Origin of the sequence: Arthrobacter sp. B10-11, from assembly GCF_033142195.1 — a bacterium.
GTDB lineage: Bacteria > Actinomycetota > Actinomycetes > Actinomycetales > Micrococcaceae > Arthrobacter > Arthrobacter oryzae_C.
The window spans coordinates 135347-151908 of sequence record NZ_JAWMTH010000003.1; the positions used below are offsets into that span (position 1 = coordinate 135347).

Consider the following 16562-nt stretch of genomic DNA (forward strand, 5'->3'; position numbering starts at 1 on the left):
AGCTGTGTCGATGACTTTGAGCCAGCTGCGGGCCTTTGCGCTCGTGGCCAGACTGGGGTCGCTTCACGCTGCCGCCGCGGCCCTGGCCGTCAGCGAGCCGGCCGTCTCGTCGGCCTTGGCTGCGCTCCGGCAGGACCTCGGCGACCCCCTCTTCGTCCGGGCTGCCGGAGGCATTGCCCTGACCCCGGGAGGCCGGGCACTGGCAGATTATGCCCAGGAAATCGTGGGGCTGGCAGACCAGGCCAGGTGGGAAGTCTCCCACGCAACCACCGACGCCGGGTTGCTGAGAATCGTAGCAACAGCCCCCTTCGCTGAACATGCGGCCGGAAGGCTGCTTGACCTCTTCACCAAACGCGTCCCCGGTGCCTCCGTCGATGTCGTCGTCGAATCCGCCGCAGACGTAGCGTCGCTGCTGCGTGACCGCGCCTACGACATAGCCCTTGGGGCCAGGCCCGCGCAGCCGGCAGGTGCCGGTGCCGACGTCGGCCTGGAGATGGTCCCCTTCCTGCGTTATCAGCGGGTCTTTGTGGTGGCGGGATCGCATCCCCTGGCAGGGCTGCACGGGCCGGTGCCACTGGCACGGTTGCTGGACCGGCCGTGGTTCGCCGGCCCCTCCGGCATCCAGGCGGAGACGGATGAAGGGCGGTGGCTATCGTCGATGGGCATGGCGCCGGAAGTCATCCGGCTCAGCAGCGAAACCGACGCGCTCGCCGCAGTCAGGGCGGGGGAGGGCCTGACACTCGCCTTGGGGCATATCGTGCGGGCGGAACTCCAAGCCGGAGTACTGGTTCGCGTACCTGTGGTCGGAACTCCGGTGCCAGGACTGTGGTGGGCAAGCACGCTGGACCACGGCCGGACCACCTCCAAGGCAAAGGCGCTGCAGCGCTTCGTCACCACCTCGGATGCAACAGCCGCCATGGTTGCCCCGGGCGGTTCCCGGGGGCTTGAACGGCGGGGCTCCAAGGTTCACGTTGCCCTCTGGAGCTGAGGAGTCATGCCGTGGCCGCCCCTATGCAGTTCGGCAGGTCTGGGGCAACATATGAAGTGTTCCAGGCCCGGGGCCGCCGGTTCCACGGGTGGTCCGGGTATTGACCGGTACGAGAGGACACACCTGACGATGACCACGACACTCAATCCCTACCTCGGCTTCCGGGACAATGCGCGGGAGGCCATGAACTTCTACCAGTCCGTATTCGGAGGCGAACTGGCACTGAGCACCTTTGGCGAGTTCCACGCCAGCGAGGACGCATCGGAGCAGGACAAGATCATGCACGGCATGCTGACCACCGGCTCCGGCATGGTGCTGATGGGGGCCGACACGCCCAACGGCATGAGCTACAAGCCAGGCGACAACTTCTCCGTTTCCCTCAGCGGCGAGGACGACGCCGAACTGCGCGGGTACTGGGAGAAGCTGTCCGACGGCGGCACCGTGACGGTGCCGCTCGAACAAGCGCCGTGGGGCGACACCTTCGGCATGTGCACGGACAAGTTCGGCGTCGCCTGGCTTGTGAACATCGCCGGTCCCCAGCAGGGCGCTCCCCAGCAGTAGGTGTTCCCGGCCGCAACGGGCGGAAGGCCGTTCGGCGCCTACTTTCGGGCCACGAAGTAGGCGTTGAACGGATCCTCCTCGAGTTCCCTTACCTCCACAGAGCGGAAGCCCGCGGCCCGGACCATGGACTCGGCCAACTGCACGCCCCACACCGTCCCGAGGCCCTCGCCGCCCTGCGCCAGGGACACCGACATGCAGTGGAACGTGGAGATCGCGTAGAGGAACGTCCCCCACGGCAGCTCAATGTTGTCGCTCAGGTTGCTTGAGGCCTTGATGTCGACCATGAGGAATGTACCGTCCGGGCGCAGGGCCCTGTGGATGTTCTGCAGCACTTTCGCCGGCCGGGCCTGGTCGTGGATCGCGTCGAAGACAGTAACGAGGTCGACGCCTTCCACGATGTCCAGGTCCGCCGCGTCCAGGAGCTCGAACCGGGCGTTCGTGAGTCCCAGCCGCCTCGCTTCCGCCCGCCCGGCCTGGACCGCGTCCTCGAAGAAGTCGTACCCGGTGAACCTGCTCGCCGGGAAGGCCGCAGCCATCAGGTTGACGGCATGCCCGGCCCCGCAGCCGATGTCCGCGACGTCGATTCCAGCCCGCAGCCGGTCTTCGCAGCCTGCCAGCGGCAGGATGGCGGACACCAGTGACGCGTCGTGGACGGAGGCGCTGTCTCCGGCCTGGATGTCCAGGAAATCCGGGTAGTCCTCATACCCCAGGCCGCCGCCTGTCCGGAATTTCTGCGCAATCCGTCCCGCCACCTCACCCATCAGGGTGATGTACTGCAGCGTCCGGGCCAGGTTGTCCACTCCAGGGCCGGAGACGGACGGGGCCAGCGCTGGGTCCAGCCGGTAGGTGTCCCCGGCGGGCTGGTACTGCACGAAGCGGGCCGTCACCATGCCGCCGAGCCATTCGCGGACGTAGCGTTCGTGGAGCCCCGCGGCGTCGGCAATCTGCTCGCTCGATGCCGGTGGAAGTCCTGCCATCACATCGAACAGGCCGGTCTGGTAGCCAATGCTGGCCAGGACGGCGGCCGAACTGTCGTTGAGGATACCGAGCAGCCGGGCAGCGCCCTCCCCAACAGCCTCTTCCGTGGTTGCGGCCTCGTCGCCGGCAGTCCCGCCGCCTGCTGCAAGGCCGATATCGGTGGTGGTCATGATCTTTCCTTTCGTCCGCGGACGTCGATGTCCGGCTACTTCGAAAGTACTTTCGCGGCCGGGAGCGCCGCGTCGGGCGCATGATGCATTTTTCCCGGGGCCGTGGGGCAAATGATGCAGGGGAACCGGCTGGAGCCGGGACCGAAGCGGACGCACGACGGCGGCGGGTGCCGCCGTCGTCGTCGTTCGTCAGGTCAGTCCGTGTTCCCTTGCCCAGCCGGCCGCGGCTGTCCGGCTGGAGACTCCGATCTTGCCGAAGATGTTCGCCAGGTGCCGCCCCACTGTTTTTTCACTAATGACCAGGGCCTTCGCCACCTGACGGTTGCTGGCGCCGGTAGTGATGAGTGCCAGGACCTCGCATTCACGGGCTGTCAGGCCGCCCCTGTCCGCGGTGCCGGCGGCACCGCGCTCCAGCCGTGCGATGTCCGGAGCGGCGCCGAGCTGGCGGTATATGGCCAGCGCGGTGGCGAGGTCGCCGTCGGCAGCCCCCGCCTGGCCCAGCGCACGGCGGCAGCCGGCCAGCAGCTCATGGATCCGGGCCGTGCGGTACCGTGCACGCTGCCCGCGGTACGTACGGGCCGCCGCATCGAGGAAGGGCAGGGCGTCCTCCGCCCGTCCGGCGGCCAGCAGGACGGCGCCCCGGGCCTGGCATGCCCACGCCTGGATGCCCGGCGAAGCAAAGCGGCCGGCTGTCCGTTCCAGCTCGGCGGTCAAGGCTTCGGCGAGCGCCAGGTCACTCTGGTCCAAAGACAGCTCGACGGCCGGCAGGAGCAACCGTGCCCGGTCCAGGAGCCGGCTCTCGCCCAGGGCGGCACGCAGCTGGTTGAGCGCCTGCGCGGTGTCCCCGGCAGCGTGGCGCAGCAGGGCTTCTCCCGGCTGGGGATCCACGCCGACATCCCGGGCACGCCGGTAGGCGGCCAACGCGCCGTCGGTGTTGCCGCGGAGTCGCCGGACCTCGCCCAGTTCGTAGTAGCCCGCACCTGCCATCCAGCCGTGCGAATCAACCAGATTGTCGCTGGAGAGGCCGATTTCCCGTTCCACGGCATCCCAGCCGCCTTCGGCGCTGACCAGCTGCAGTTCGTGGACGCGGGCCACTCCGGTGTACACAAAGGCGGATGACTGGCCCGCGGTCCAGTGTTCCAGGGCGTCGGTCCAGGCGCGCATCCGGGCAAGGTCGCCGAGCTGATGGCAGAGGTGGATGACCGTGCAATAGATGTCCCCGGACCACACGGGTGCAACATCGCCGGCCAGGACCGGCAGCATAGCCTCGTCCAGGTCGCTGAACCCGTCCTCGGTCCGCCCGGCACGGACGCCGGCCAGTCCCGCCAGTACGCGGGCGAAGCAGCCCAGGGTGGGGTCCGCCAGGCGCCGGGCCAGGGAGTCCAGTTTGTCAGCGGCCGCCTGTGCCGGTCCGGGATCTTCCTCCAAATCCAGTGACATGGCACTTTCGAGATAGAGCAGGTATCCGTGCTCCGGCCGTTCCGGCAGGCCCTGCAGCAGGCGCCGTGCCCGGTTGAGCCAGCCCGAGGCAACCATAAGATCCCCGCGCATGCCCCACTGCAGTGACAGGACTATTGCCTTCATTGCCGCGGCGGGCCGGTCTCCACCCGCGGTAAGGCCGCGGTACAGCTCCTCGGCAACGGACTGCGATTCGGGAAGATTGCCCAGCCACCACATGGCGTCGGCGAGGGCGTCCAGGTCCTGGAGCTCCAAACCTGCCGCGGTCCTGGCGGCCAGCAACCCGTTCCGTGCCGCGGGCCAGTCCCTGCGGGCATAGGCCTCGCGGGCGCTGGTGATCAAATCCTGTTCAGCCATACGACGTCTCCAAAGGGTGCTTCCAGCGTACTGCCGGGTGGAGGTTGCCGAAAAGGCGGTGCCGCCGACAGACCCGGGGCGCGGGCAGCCATGACTTTCGGCCCTACGGGGACACCCGGAAGAAGCGGAAGCTAGGACGTACATCTCCTCAACGGGAACGCTGCCCGACGGAAAGCCGCCCGACGGGAACAGGGAGCACTATGAAAAACCGACACCCGCAACTCCGGTTCCTCGGAGCAACGGACAGCGTGACCGGTTCCAGGTACCTGGTGGAAGCAGGCGGGAAACGCATCCTCGTGGACTGCGGGCTGTTCCAGGGCTACAAGCTGCTCCGGGTCCGCAACCGGGCCCCGTTCCCCGTCCCGGCGCACTCCATTGACGCCGTGCTGCTCACCCATGCCCACCTTGACCACACCGGCTACGTTCCCGCCCTGGTCCGGGACGGCTTTGCCGGACCCGTGTATGCCACCGAAGGCACCACCGAACTGTGCACCCTGCTCCTGCCCGACAGCGGGCACCTGCAGGAAGAGGAAGCCAAATATGCCTACGAGCACGGGTCGTCCAGGCACAGCCCGCCGGTACCGCTCTACACGGCGGCAGACGCGGTCAGGTCCCTCGACAGCTTCCGCAAACAGGGCTTCGACACCCCGTTGTCGCTGGGAGCGGGCATCTCCGCGACGTTCCTGCCGGCAGGCCACATCCTGGGGGCCGCCCAGATCAGGCTCGAGGTCGGTCCGCACTCCGTGCATTTCACCGGCGACCTCGGGCGCACAGACGATCCCCTGATGTTTCCGCCGCGGGGGCTGGGCGCCGCCGATATCCTTGTCACCGAATCCACATACGGCAACAGAAAGCACTCGAGCCTGGATCCCGAGCTGCAGCTGGGCGAGATCATCACCCGGGTGGCGAAAAAGAACGGCGTTGTGATGATCGCCGCGTTCGCCGTGGGGCGGGCGAAGACACTGATGCTTCACTTGTCCCGCCTCCGCAGGCGAAACGCGATTCCGGACATCCCCGTGTACCTGAACAGCCCCATGGCCATCGACGCCTCCGGGATGTACCAGCGGCACCCCGACGAACACCGGCTCAAGCAGCAGGAATACGAGGACATGTACAAGGTGGCCAAGATGACCCGTACCGTGGACGATTCGAAGCTGCTCAATCTCCGCGGCGGACCCATGGTGATCATCTCCGCCAGCGGCATGCTCACCGGAGGCAGGATCCTGCACCACATTGCGGAATACGGACCCGATCCGAAGAACGCCATCATCCTGAGCGGGTACCAGGCCGGCGGAACACGCGGTGCCGCGCTCGCCGCCGGCGAACGGCAGCTCCGCATCTATGGCGGGGACGTCCGGATCCGCGCCGAGGTGATCCAGATGGAAAACCTGTCCGCGCATGCGGATTCGGACGGGCTGATCGAATGGATGAGGGCGGCCGGTCGGGAACCGCGGATGACGTACATCACCCACGGCGAACCCGAGGCATCCGATGCGCTCCGGGTCCGGATCAAACGGGAGCTGGGGTGGCGGGTGCGCGTGCCCGAGCACCTCGAAAGCATCCTCCTCGAGGACCCGACGTGACCAACGGAAACCGTGCCGTCCTGAGCATGCTGGATGAAATCCGGACGCTGGCACGGCCCCTCAACGGGTTCCGCGACCTGGACCGGCTGGTCCACCGGGCAGGCGCCGGCCGCTTCACGGCCATCGGCGAAGCCTCGCACGGCACGCACGAGTACTACACCCTACGAGCCCGGCTCAGCATGCGGCTGATTGAGGAGCAGGGCTACAGCTGGATCGGCGTAGAGGGGGACTGGCCGGACTGCTGGCGGATTAACCGCTGGGTCCGGGGACAAAGCGGGCATGACACCGGCGTACACGCCATGCTCGCCGGGTTCGGACGCTGGCCCACCTGGATGTGGGCCAACCAGGAAGTGGCAGGCTTCCTCGACTGGCTTCGCGGCTGGAACCTCGAACGCCCCATGGAGGAGCGTGTGGGGTTCTACGGCCTGGACGTCTACTCGCTGTGGGATTCCCTGCGGGAGATCATCGGCTGGCTCCAGGAAAACGAGCCGGACGCGGTTCCCGCGGCCATGCGGGCATGGCAGTGTTTCCTGCCGCACCATGAAGACCCGCACGAGTACGCCTGGCGCACGCGGCTGGTGCCCGAATCGTGCGAAGCGGACATGGTGGCACTGCTGGCCGAAGTCAGGAACCGGGCGCTGGCGCTACAGGACCACGAGCCCCGGGCCGAAAACGACGAGGCGTTCGACGCCGTGCAGAACGCCGTAGTCGCCGCCAATGCCGAGCACTACTACCGCATCATGGTGCAGGGGAACAGGGAGTCCTGGAACGTCCGGGACCATCACATGGCGGACACAGTGGACCGGCTCAGCGCGCATCTTGGCCCCACATCCAAGGGCATCATCTGGGAGCACAACACGCACGTGGGCGATGCACGGGCCACGGACATGGCGCGGGACGGGCTGGTGAACGTGGGCCAGTTGCTCCGTGAGCGCCACGGACCGGAAGGGGTGACCCTGGTGGGTATCGGCTCGCACCGTGGAACTGTGATGGCTGCCGACGCGTGGGGCGCCCCTGAACGTGTCCTGACGGTGCCCGACGCCCGCACCGGCAGCCACGAGGACCTGCTGCACCGGGCGCTGGGTGCCCCGGCCTTGCTGGAATTCGGCAGGGACAGGTCCGGGCCGTGGCTGTCGGCCTGGCTGGGGCACCGGGCCATCGGCGTTGTCTACCGGCCGGCCAGGGAATACGGAAACTACGTTCCCACCCGGATGGGAGGGCGCTATGACGCCCTGATCTGGCTGGAACAGACCTCGGCGCTCCGGCCGCTCCATCACGAGGCGCCGCCCGGGGAGCCGGAGTTCGAAACGGAACCCTCAGGCTTTTGAAGCCCTTGGCGGGCCGGCGCAGGGAGCCGGCCGGCGCCGCAACATGAATAAGGCCGCCGGAACCTGCCGACGGCGGGTCATGCCCGTTCCCTGGCCGCCAGCAGTCGGCCCATCACCAGGCCGGTCACCAGCGCCATTCCCGCGGCCATCAGGATGGCGGCGGCAACGCCGATGGCGATGACCGTCGTCGGCGGCTGTCCCGGCTGCCACAACGGGGTTGCGACGGCGAAGAACACTCCCAGCCCCACGCACCACGCCACGGCGTTCCCGGCAACCCACCATCCACTGTCGGGAAGGTGGCGGCGGAGTTCCGGCCATTGCGCCAGCCCGATCGAACACAGCAGCAGCAAGGCGGCGGGCACCGCGACGGCGAACTGCAGGACCGGCGGCCATGCCTGCCATTGCACGGCGAAGGTGCTCGGGCTCAGCCCGATGAGCCAGGCGATTGACGCGCCGGCGGCGGTGCGGACGGTCCAGGCGCGCACCCGGAGTCCGGGCAGCGCACGCTTGAGGACGTGGGCCTGGGCGAGCCCCAGGACCGTGCCCTCGGCCGCGCCCGCCAGCGTCAGCCAAACCAGCGCGGCTGCGGTGTCCGGAATGATCACGAAGACGGCGACGACGGCGGGAGCCAGGAAGCCTGCACTCTCGCCCATTGTGACCCACAGCAGCCAGCGCCTGAGGAACGGCCTTGACCGTAAGGGAGCGGCGGCCGCCCGGGTGTCCTCCATGGCCCTGACGCTACGCGGGGGCCACGCGGCCCGGTGAGGGGCTTAAGGCCCTAACCCGGCGTCTGCCCGCGGAGCACACTGAAGGGGTCAGCGGCCTTCGGCGTGCTGATCCGAAAACGCGACGGAGAAGAGCAGGATTCAGAATGAGCAAACCAATCGTCGTCGGCATCAACGGCTCCACGGGAAGTGAGGCCGCAATGTCGTGGTCCCTTCACCGGGCGGCCAGGCTGAAGCTGCCGGTCATCGGAGTCCATGCGGTGGACGACCGCTGGATGTCACCGGACTTCCAGTACCACGAACTGATCAGGGAATCCGGCATGGAACTCCTGAGGCAGGTGCAGGAGGATGCCGCCAAGAAAGCTCCGGATGTCGCCGTCGATGTGCAGTTGCGTCACGGCAGCGCCGGCTCAGCCCTGAAGGAAATGTCCAAGGAAGCCTCCATGGTGGTCATCGGATCGCACCACCGCCACTGGGCGGACGGCGGGCCCATGACGGACCGGGCCCTGCAGATCGTCACCGCCTCGGACAGCCCGGTGGCGGTCATTCCCACGGACCAGGGACCGGAGGGGCGTGGCGTGGTGGTGGGCGTGGACGGCTCGGAGGAGTCCCTGCAGGCCGTCGCTTTCGCCGCCGCAGAAGCCGACCGCGAGGGGGACGAGCTGACAGCCGTGCTGGCTTTCCGGCGCCCTGCCCGCTGGGTGCAGAGCGGGATGCCGGCCAGCGGCCTGGCCGAAGTCATTGAGGAAGAAGACAAGATCGTGCTCGCCGAATCGGTGGCCGGGCTGCGGGACAGGTACCCGGACCTGGTGGTGAATCAGGTGCTCGACAAGGACACCGATCCGGCCAAGGCGCTAGTGGAGGCCGCCGCGAACGCCCGGCTCCTGGTGATCGGCAGCCGCGGGCGCGGGGGATTCAGCAGGCTCCTGCTCGGCTCCACCGCCCACGCCGTCCTGCTGCGGGTTCCGTGCCCCACAGTGGTGACCAGGGTGCACAAGGTCAAGCACGAGGAATAGCGGGCACCTCCGGTGCACAAGGGAGGCCCCCTCTGCTGAACGTCTCAGCGGAGGGGGCCTCCCTTGCGCACAGGACTAGGCTCTGCCGGCATCCTGCCGATGTGAGCGCTCCAGCGCATGGGCGCTAGATCCATTTGGGTGCTGCGGGCACTTCGGGCAGGTCGGCGTCCGACGGCGGTGTGGCGGGGTCCGCTGTTGTGGCGCCTGTTGTTGTGGCTGTGGTGCCTGTTGCTGTCACGCCGTGGGTGCCGCGTCCGGTGGCCCATTGCGTGATGGCAGCGAGCGGGCCGGAGATGACCGTTGGTGTTTCGGCGTCGGTGTCCCCGAAGGTCATTCCGCCGGGCTGGTCGGTGACTTTGAGGAGCAGTCCGGTGTCGGTGCCGCGGGTGTGCCAGGCGCCGGTGATGTCCTTGAGCAGGCGGGACAGGACCGGTGCCGGGATGTCGGTGAAGGTGGCGCCGTTGTCCAGGTCCACGGCGTGGACCCAGACTTCGCGGGTGCGCATCCAGACGGTTTCCTCGGCCGGGACGATCCGTCCTTGCGCTGTTGTGACTTTGTGGTGCCAGGCTTCTTCGGGGAGGTCCCGCCATTCGACGTTCAGGTGTACCGCGGAGTGGTCGAAAAGGTGCCGCAGTGCGATCGGCGGCAGGGTGGCGCCGAAGTCGATTTCGTGGTCCCGCACCGACGTGGAGGCGTACATGGGTGTCTCCACGCCGGTGGCTGCCCACTCGATGAGACGCGCGATGGCCCGCGCGTTGTAGCCGATGTGGGCCGTCACGTGCCGCCGGGTCCAGCCTGGCAGCAGCGAGTCTCCGTCGAGGTCCGCGTCGGAGAGCTCGTTGAGCTTGCGGGCGAAGAACGCGGTGCCCCGCCTCGCCTGCAGCAGGCCCTCGAGCAGGACCGGGTCGGTGGTCTGGTCGTGGCGGGCGACCATCAGGCTTCCTTGACCACGCGGTTGTTCAGCTGGCCCAGGCCCTCGATGGTGGTGACCAGGATCTGGCCTTCCTGCAGGTAGCGCTTGGGATCCTGGGCGTGGCCCACACCGCCGGGGGTGCCGGTCGCGATCACATCACCGGGGTTCAGGGTGATGATCGTGGAGATGTAGGAGACCAGGAATTCCGGGGTGAAGACGAGGTCGCCGGTGGGGGTGGACTGCTGGATTTCGCCGTCCACGGCCGAGGTCATCAGCGGGCCGGCGGTGAACTCATCCTGCGTGACCAGGGCGGGGCCGAACGGGGTGGAGTTCTCCCAGGTCTTGCCCTGCAGCCACTGGATGGTGCGGAACTGGTAGTCGCGCATGGACACATCGTTCAGCACCGAGTACCCGGCGATGTAGTCCTTGGCGTCGGCTTCGGAAATCCGGCGTCCCTGCTTGCCGATGACGACGGCGAGTTCGGCTTCCCAGTCCACGGTGTCTGATTCCTGCGGCAGGGCCAGGTCGTCGTTGGGGCCGATCAGGGATTCCTGGTACTTGGCGAACAGGGTGGGGTACTCGGGGATTTCCCGGTCCATTTCCTTGATGTGGTTGCGGTAGTTGTGGCCCACGCAGATGATCTTGCCCGGGAACGGGACCACCGGGGCGAGGTCGGCGCCCTCGAGCGGGTGCGTCGCACCGTTGGCGGCCTTCGCGGTGGCCTCCCAGGCCTCGGTGCGGAGGAGTTCCCCGACGTCTGCGAAGCCCTCGATCTCGGTCAGGGTCTCGCCGTCCTGGCGCACGGCCTTGGTAACTGTTGTTCCCTCATTCGAGAGGCGGAGGGTGAGGAGTCTCATTACTTGGTGCGTCCTTCGATGTAGGTGCGGTTGAAGTTCAGGCGTTCAAAGATGGGGGCGTCGCTGAACCGGAACAGGTCAAACGAAGTTTGGGAATCAGTCCCGGCCTGCAAGGACCACGAGGCCCAGGACGGGACAACGAAGAGGTCGCCCTTGGCCAGGTTCCGGGTTTCGCCGTTCAGGACCACGGAGCCGGTCCCCTCGAAGACCTGCCAGACGCTGGAGCCGACCTCGCGGACGGTCTCGGTGGACGCGCCGGCACGGAGGCGGTGGAATTCGGCCCGGATGGTGGGCATCACGTCCCCGCCGGTGGTGGGGTTGGTGTAGCGGACGGCGGCGTGGCCCTGGGACACGGTGGCCGGGTGGCCCTCGTCCTCGAGCAGGAGCTGCTCGGTCAGGGCGCGGTCGGTGTATTCCCAGCGGTAGGCCGCGATGGGGGAGCTGGTGGTGTCATCCAGGCCCGAGAGCGGGCGCAGGCCCGGGTGGGCCCAGAGCCGCTCGGAACGGGAAATGTCCGGGGTGGCCTCGTCCGTGACCCGCTCGGTACCGAACTCGAAGAACCCGGCGTCGGCGTAGTGCACGAACGGGATATCCAGCCCGTCGATCCAGGCCATCGGCTCATCGGTGTCGTTGTGGTGGCCGTGGAAGTTCCAGCCCGGGGTCAGCAGGAAATCCCCGCGGGACATCCGCACCGGATCCCCGTTCACCACGGTCCAGACACCCTCGCCCTCAACCACGAAACGGAACGCGTTCTGCGAGTGGCGGTGCTCCGGAGCGGTTTCCCGGCCCCCCAGATACTGGATCGCAGCCCACAGCGTGGGCGTCGCATACGGCGTCCCGGCCAGGCCCGGATTCGCCAGCGCAATGGCACGGCGTTCCCCGCCGCGGCCCACCGGCACCAGGTCACCGGCACGGGCCGCCAGCGGGTACAGGTCACTCCACCGCCACACATGCGGGACCGCCTTCGGCGACGGAACCATCGGCATCAAATCCGCGATCTCAGTCCACAACGGGATCAGGTTCTCGCGGTCAAAATCCCGGTACAACTCCTTGAGCTGCGCAGCCTCTTCCGCAGTCGGCTCCGGAGCAGTATGCCCCGCGGCCACTGATTCATGAGTCGTGTTCTCGGCGCTGATGGACACGTGGGCCTCCTCTATAGGTCAGAACGGTTCTTTGGCGTAGTTCGACTCTACGGATGCCGCCGTGTGACCCCCAACATATTCTGCTGGTCAGAATTATCCGAGGTGCCGTGCCAGCTGCCCGAACTGCGGCCCGACCCGGTGCCTAGTCCGGCTCCGCCGGATTGGCGGCGATGTCGATCTCCAGCTGACGGCAGGTTTCCCGCAGCGCCCGCACCAGGCCGGCGTCGAACACCCTGCGGAAGCGGGTTGCCGGAGTGGCGACGCTGATCGCGCCGACGACGATCCCGTGCCGGTTGTGCAGGGCCATTCCCAAGGCGCTGACACCCTCCTCGGTGCCTTCGAAGTTGGCGGCAAAGCCGTTGCCGCGGATGGTCTCCAGTTCGCGCAGGAAGGCGGGGTACTCGGCATCCGGAATGGTGTCCCCGCCAATCTCGGCGTTGTTGCTGCGGAAGAGCTGGTCAATCATGTGGGGTTCCAGCTCGGCCAGCATGGCCTTGCCCCCGGAGGTTTTGTTGGCAGGCATCACCGTTCCCTGGCGGTCACCGACCCGCAACACATTGTTTCCTTCCACCGTGGCCAGGAAGCGCACTTTGGTGCCTACCCGCACCATCAGGTTGACGGTCTCGTTCAGCTGCGCGGAAAGCAGTTCCATGTGCGGCTGCGCGAGGGAGCGGAGCAGCCTGGTCCAGCTCAGTCCGGCCGGCCCCACTCCCATTGCCGGGCCGGGCACGTAGCGGCGGGTTTCGTCCTGAACGGCGAAACCGCGGTAGACCAGCATCGCCAGGAGGCGATGGGCCGTGGACGGGGCAACGGCCAGCTCCTCGGCCGCATCCTTGAGTCTCAGCGCTCCGCCGTCGCGGAGCAGTTGCAGGAGCTGCAGCGCGTTGTCCACCGCCTCGATGGAATAGGTGGGCCGCTTTTGCACGGGCTTCCGGGCGGGCTTCGGTGCCCGATTGGAGGTTGGCTCTTTCTGCACATCAGAATTATATTGTGGTTCACCTCCAACAGCCATGACAGTAGTGGCATGAATCACACACCTCCCGCTGCAGCGCCGCAACGGTCCTCGCCGGGGGCCTCCGCCCCCACAACCGTTGATGGGCCTGCATCACGGTTCTCGAAAGCTTCGGCCGCAGCCGTCCTCGTCTGCTGGCTCCTGGTGGTCTTCGATGGCTATGACCTCATCGTCTACGGCACGGTCCAGTCTTCCCTGATTACCGAGACCGGCTGGGGCCTGAATAAGGCCACCGCCGGCACCATCGGGTCCATGGCCTTCCTCGGCATGATGATCGGTGCGATCTTTGCCGGCCGGATGGCGGACTCATGGGGCCGCCGCCGCACCATCCTGGGTTGCGCAGTCGTCTTCTCCATCTTCACCGTCCTCTGCGCCTTCGCACCCAACGCCGGTGTCTTCGGTGCCCTCCGGCTCCTCGCAGGCATCGGCCTCGGCGGCCTCGTGCCGTCGGCGAACGCCCTCGTTGCCGAACTCGTCCCCACCAAATGGCGGTCCACCATCGCCACCCTGATGATGTCCGGTGTCCCCATCGGCGGATCCATTGCCGCCCTGGTCGGCATCCAGCTGATTCCCGCCTTCGGCTGGCAGTCGATGTTCCTCGTGGCCGTCCTGGCCCTGGTGATCGTGGTGCCGCTGGGACTGAAATATCTCCCGGAGACGCTGGCCCCGGCCGGCGCCGCAGTCGGTGCCGCAGGGAAAGACCCGGCGAACGGCGCCGGCACGGGCCATGCGGTCAAGGAACCTTCCGGCTTCTCCTCCCTGCTCCGGGCCCCCTACCTGGGCGTCAGCATGCTGTTCGCCCTGGCGACCATCGCCACCCTCTTCGCCTGGTACGGACTGGGAACCTGGCTGCCTAACCTCATGCAGCTGGCCGGCTACAACCTGGGTTCCGCACTGACCTTCGCCCTGGCCCTCAACCTGGGTGCGGTGGCCGGCTCGGTCATCACGGCGTGGGCCGGGACCCGCTTCGGCCCGGTGCCGACCGCCATCGCGGCTGCCGCCGTCGCCGCCGGCGCACTGGTGGTCCTTGTGACCGGACCGTCGGTGACGGTGGTCTATCTCATGCTGGTCCTGGCAGGCGTAGGCACCCACGGCACGCAGTGCCTCATCATCGCCGCCGTCGCGAGCCACTATCCCGGACACCTGCGCGGTACCGCGCTGGGCTGGGCGCTGGGGACGGGCCGCATCGGCGCCGTCGTCGCACCCCAGGTGGGCGGTCTCCTGCTCGCCGCCGGACTGGGCGTCAATTCCAATTTCATTGCCTTCGCCGGTGCAGCCGCCATCGCAGCGGTCCTGCTGGCCGCCGTCGGCCTCAAACTCAAATCGAAACTCTCAACACCCTCACATACAGGAGCAATCAATGTCTGAGCACGCCACGTCCACCGATGTCCTCGTCATCGGAGGGGGAATGGCCGGACTGGCCGGAGCCCTCGCCCTGCGCGAAAACGGTGCCAACGTCACTCTCGTGGAGCGGGCTCCGGAATTCGGCGAGGTCGGCGCCGGGCTGCAGATGGCGCCCAACGCCTCACGCGTCCTCCGCCGCTGGGGCCTGCTGGAAAAGGCGCTGGAAATCGGCGTCCAGCCCAAGCACCTGGTCTTCCGCGACGCCGTGACCGGCGAGGAGCTCACCCGCCAGACCCTCGGTGCTGGGTTCGAGGAACGCTACGGCGCCCCGTACGTCGTGATCCACCGCAGCGACCTTCACCGGGTCCTCCTCGAAGGCTGTGAAGCGGCCGGCGTGACGCTGGTCAACGACGTCATGGTGGAGAGTGTTGAAACCGTCAACGGCCGCGGAGTTGCCCACACTGCAGCCGGTGTGGACTACGAGGCAGACGTCGTGATCGGCGCCGACGGACTCAAGTCCACCCTGCGCCCCCTCGTGGCCAGCGACGAACCGGTCCCTTCGGCCTACGTCGCCTACCGCGGCACCGTGCCGATCACCGAAAACACCCCCAAAACGGACCTCGAGGACGTCATCGTCTACCTCGGCCCGGACTGCCACCTCGTGCAGTACCCGCTGCGCAAGGGCGAGCTGCTGAACACTGTGGCCGTCTTCAAGTCCGCCTCCTTCGAGCGCGGCGAGGAGCAGTACGGCGGCGTTGACGAGCTCGAGGCAGCCTACAAGGATTGCGTCCCGGCCGTTCAGGATGCGCTCAAGAACCTGGCCACCGGCATCCGCTGGCCGATGTACGACCGCGACCCGATCGAGAACTGGGTGGCCGGCAGGATGGTCCTGATGGGCGACGCCGCCCACCCGATGCTCCAGTACCTCGCCCAGGGCGCCTGCCAGGCGCTTGAGGACGCCGCCGTGCTGCAGGACGTCAGCAACGGAACCGTCTTCACCGCAGATGGCGTCAACCCGGAGGCCTGGGACGGAGCGATCAAGGAATTCAACAACCTCCGCGCCGGCCGCACCGCCCGGGTCCAGCGCACCGCCCGTGTGTGGGGCGAATCCTGGCACGTCTCCGGGCTGGCCCGGACGCTGCGCAACCTGCTCTTCAAGAGCCGGAAGGACAACGACTTCCAGTACAACGACTGGCTGTACGGCCAGACCGGCGAGGGCATGCCTGCCCAGGGCCGCCCGGCAGCGGCGGCGAAAGTTCCTGCCTGATCCGCGGACCCTCCTGAGAGCTGCACCGGTGCCTTGAACTGCACCTTTGGAAGTGCCGGACACGTTCCCGTGTCCGGCACTTCCTGCGTCTGCCGCTGTCAGTGCGGCCGTTTACGCCCGTCGGCGCTTGAGGACGCCGCCGTGCCCCTGGCTGTTGCCCGCGCCGCAGCCCGTCGGTAACGTTTTTTGTGGAACTCCCGGAGGAAAGGACGCCGCCGTGAGAAAAGTCTCCCTCTATCTGGATGTGGACGGAGTCGTCTGCCCGTTCGGGGCCGCCGGGGTTACCGACTGGGGGAGCAGGTGGCGGATGTCCAACGCAGGACTCCTTGAGGTGGCCTACGCCGGCGAGCTGGTGGAGTCCCTCAACACGCTGTCCCGGACACCCGGCCTCCGGTGCGTCTGGCTCACCAGTTGGGAGGAGATGGCCCCGGAATACCTGTGCCCGGCAATCGGCCTCGCCGGGCGGGAATGGCCCGTCCTGGCCAGCTCCGGACCGGCCGGCGGCGAAGGCTGGTGGAAACTGCGGGCCCTCCAGCGGGACCTTGAGGAGACGGCGCCGGACCGTGCCGTGTGGATCGATGACCAGCTCGAATTCGAAGCCGAGGCACGGGCCTGGGCGTCCATCCTTGGCCCTCGCCTGCTGTTGGTTTCACCACATCCCAGACGGGGATTGTCCCGCGCTGAACTGGGGGCCGTGCGTGCTTTCCTTTGACCGCCGGTTGTTTTGTCCTCAGGGCGTTGACGCGTACGATCGTTAGGGTTTCAAGCCCCTTCCGAACAACACCACGTGAATTTCCGGCAAACATCCGGGTAATGCTGCGTGCGGACAGGGCACGGGGAAGTGGAACTGCTGACCGTCGACT

The 16562-nt window shown here is 67.5% G+C and carries 15 protein-coding genes; 8 read left to right on the top strand and 7 right to left on the bottom strand.

Features of this window, described 5'->3' with window-relative positions:
- Positions 1 to 10: 10 nt before the first annotated feature.
- Both RW112_RS10540 and RW112_RS10545 read left to right on the top strand, forming a co-directional pair.
- Entirely contained in the window at positions 11 to 988 is a 978-nt protein-coding gene (locus RW112_RS10540) for a LysR family transcriptional regulator (RefSeq protein WP_317781727.1), read from the top strand.
- Positions 989 to 1117: 129 nt separating this feature from the next.
- Positions 1118 to 1549 carry a VOC family protein gene (locus RW112_RS10545; protein WP_317781728.1) on the top strand — a complete coding sequence of 144 codons (432 nt, stop codon included), beginning with the start codon at positions 1118 to 1120 and terminating at the stop codon, positions 1547 to 1549.
- 38 nt (positions 1550 to 1587) lie between these two features.
- On the opposite strand, the gene RW112_RS10550 is transcribed toward RW112_RS10545, so the two are convergent.
- Entirely contained in the window at positions 1588 to 2697 is a 1110-nt protein-coding gene (locus RW112_RS10550; RefSeq protein ID WP_317781729.1) for a class I SAM-dependent methyltransferase, read from the bottom strand.
- Between the two features lie 189 nt (positions 2698 to 2886).
- Entirely contained in the window at positions 2887 to 4512 is a 1626-nt protein-coding gene (locus tag RW112_RS10555) for a LuxR C-terminal-related transcriptional regulator (protein WP_317781730.1), read from the bottom strand.
- Between the two features lie 200 nt (positions 4513 to 4712).
- Between RW112_RS10555 and RW112_RS10560 the strand changes: the two genes are divergently transcribed.
- Positions 4713 to 6095: an MBL fold metallo-hydrolase gene (locus tag RW112_RS10560; protein WP_317781732.1), complete on the top strand. Its 1383-nt coding sequence runs from the start codon at positions 4713 to 4715 to the stop codon at positions 6093 to 6095.
- Complete coding sequence (locus RW112_RS10565) at positions 6092 to 7423, top strand: erythromycin esterase family protein (RefSeq protein WP_317781733.1); 1332 nt, start codon at positions 6092 to 6094, stop codon at positions 7421 to 7423. Before RW112_RS10560 ends, RW112_RS10565 begins: the two co-directional genes overlap by 4 nt.
- A 77-nt stretch (positions 7424 to 7500) precedes the next feature.
- On the opposite strand, the gene RW112_RS10570 is transcribed toward RW112_RS10565, so the two are convergent.
- Positions 7501 to 8151 (bottom strand): hypothetical protein, encoded by a 651-nt coding sequence (locus RW112_RS10570; RefSeq protein WP_317781734.1) that lies wholly within the window; start codon positions 8149 to 8151, stop codon positions 7501 to 7503.
- A gap of 143 nt (positions 8152 to 8294) precedes the next feature.
- Between RW112_RS10570 and RW112_RS10575 the strand changes: the two genes are divergently transcribed.
- Positions 8295 to 9164 carry a universal stress protein gene (locus RW112_RS10575; RefSeq protein WP_317781735.1) on the top strand — a complete coding sequence of 290 codons (870 nt, stop codon included), beginning with the start codon at positions 8295 to 8297 and terminating at the stop codon, positions 9162 to 9164.
- A gap of 124 nt (positions 9165 to 9288) precedes the next feature.
- Here the strand turns inward: RW112_RS10575 and RW112_RS10580 are convergent, their stop codons facing one another.
- From RW112_RS10580 to RW112_RS10595, 4 genes are all read right to left on the bottom strand, one after another.
- Positions 9289 to 10098, bottom strand: a complete 810-nt coding sequence (locus tag RW112_RS10580; RefSeq protein ID WP_317781736.1) for a maleylpyruvate isomerase family mycothiol-dependent enzyme — start codon at positions 10096 to 10098, stop codon at positions 9289 to 9291.
- Positions 10098 to 10934: a fumarylacetoacetate hydrolase family protein gene (locus RW112_RS10585; protein WP_317781737.1), complete on the bottom strand. Its 837-nt coding sequence runs from the start codon at positions 10932 to 10934 to the stop codon at positions 10098 to 10100. The genes RW112_RS10580 and RW112_RS10585 overlap by 1 nt, the downstream gene beginning before the upstream one ends.
- Positions 10934 to 12076 carry a cupin domain-containing protein gene (locus RW112_RS10590; protein ID WP_317781738.1) on the bottom strand — a complete coding sequence of 381 codons (1143 nt, stop codon included), beginning with the start codon at positions 12074 to 12076 and terminating at the stop codon, positions 10934 to 10936. Before RW112_RS10590 ends, RW112_RS10585 begins: the two co-directional genes overlap by 1 nt.
- Before the next feature lie 142 nt (positions 12077 to 12218).
- A complete protein-coding gene (locus RW112_RS10595) occupies positions 12219 to 13052 on the bottom strand; it encodes an IclR family transcriptional regulator (protein ID WP_317781739.1) in 834 nt (277 codons plus the stop codon).
- A 48-nt stretch (positions 13053 to 13100) separates the two neighbouring features.
- On the opposite strand from RW112_RS10595, the gene RW112_RS10600 reads away from it, so the two are divergent.
- The 3 genes from RW112_RS10600 (at position 13101) to RW112_RS10610 (ending at position 16411) form a co-directional block, all read left to right on the top strand.
- A complete protein-coding gene (locus tag RW112_RS10600) occupies positions 13101 to 14456 on the top strand; it encodes an aromatic acid/H+ symport family MFS transporter (protein WP_317781740.1) in 1356 nt (451 codons plus the stop codon).
- The gene (locus RW112_RS10605) at positions 14449 to 15699 is read left to right on the top strand and encodes an FAD-dependent oxidoreductase (protein ID WP_317781741.1); all 1251 of its coding nucleotides are present in this window, start codon (positions 14449 to 14451) and stop codon (positions 15697 to 15699) included. The genes RW112_RS10600 and RW112_RS10605 overlap by 8 nt, the downstream gene beginning before the upstream one ends.
- A gap of 217 nt (positions 15700 to 15916) precedes the next feature.
- Complete coding sequence (locus tag RW112_RS10610) at positions 15917 to 16411, top strand: HAD domain-containing protein (protein WP_317781742.1); 495 nt, start codon at positions 15917 to 15919, stop codon at positions 16409 to 16411.
- Positions 16412 to 16562: the final 151 nt, after the last annotated feature.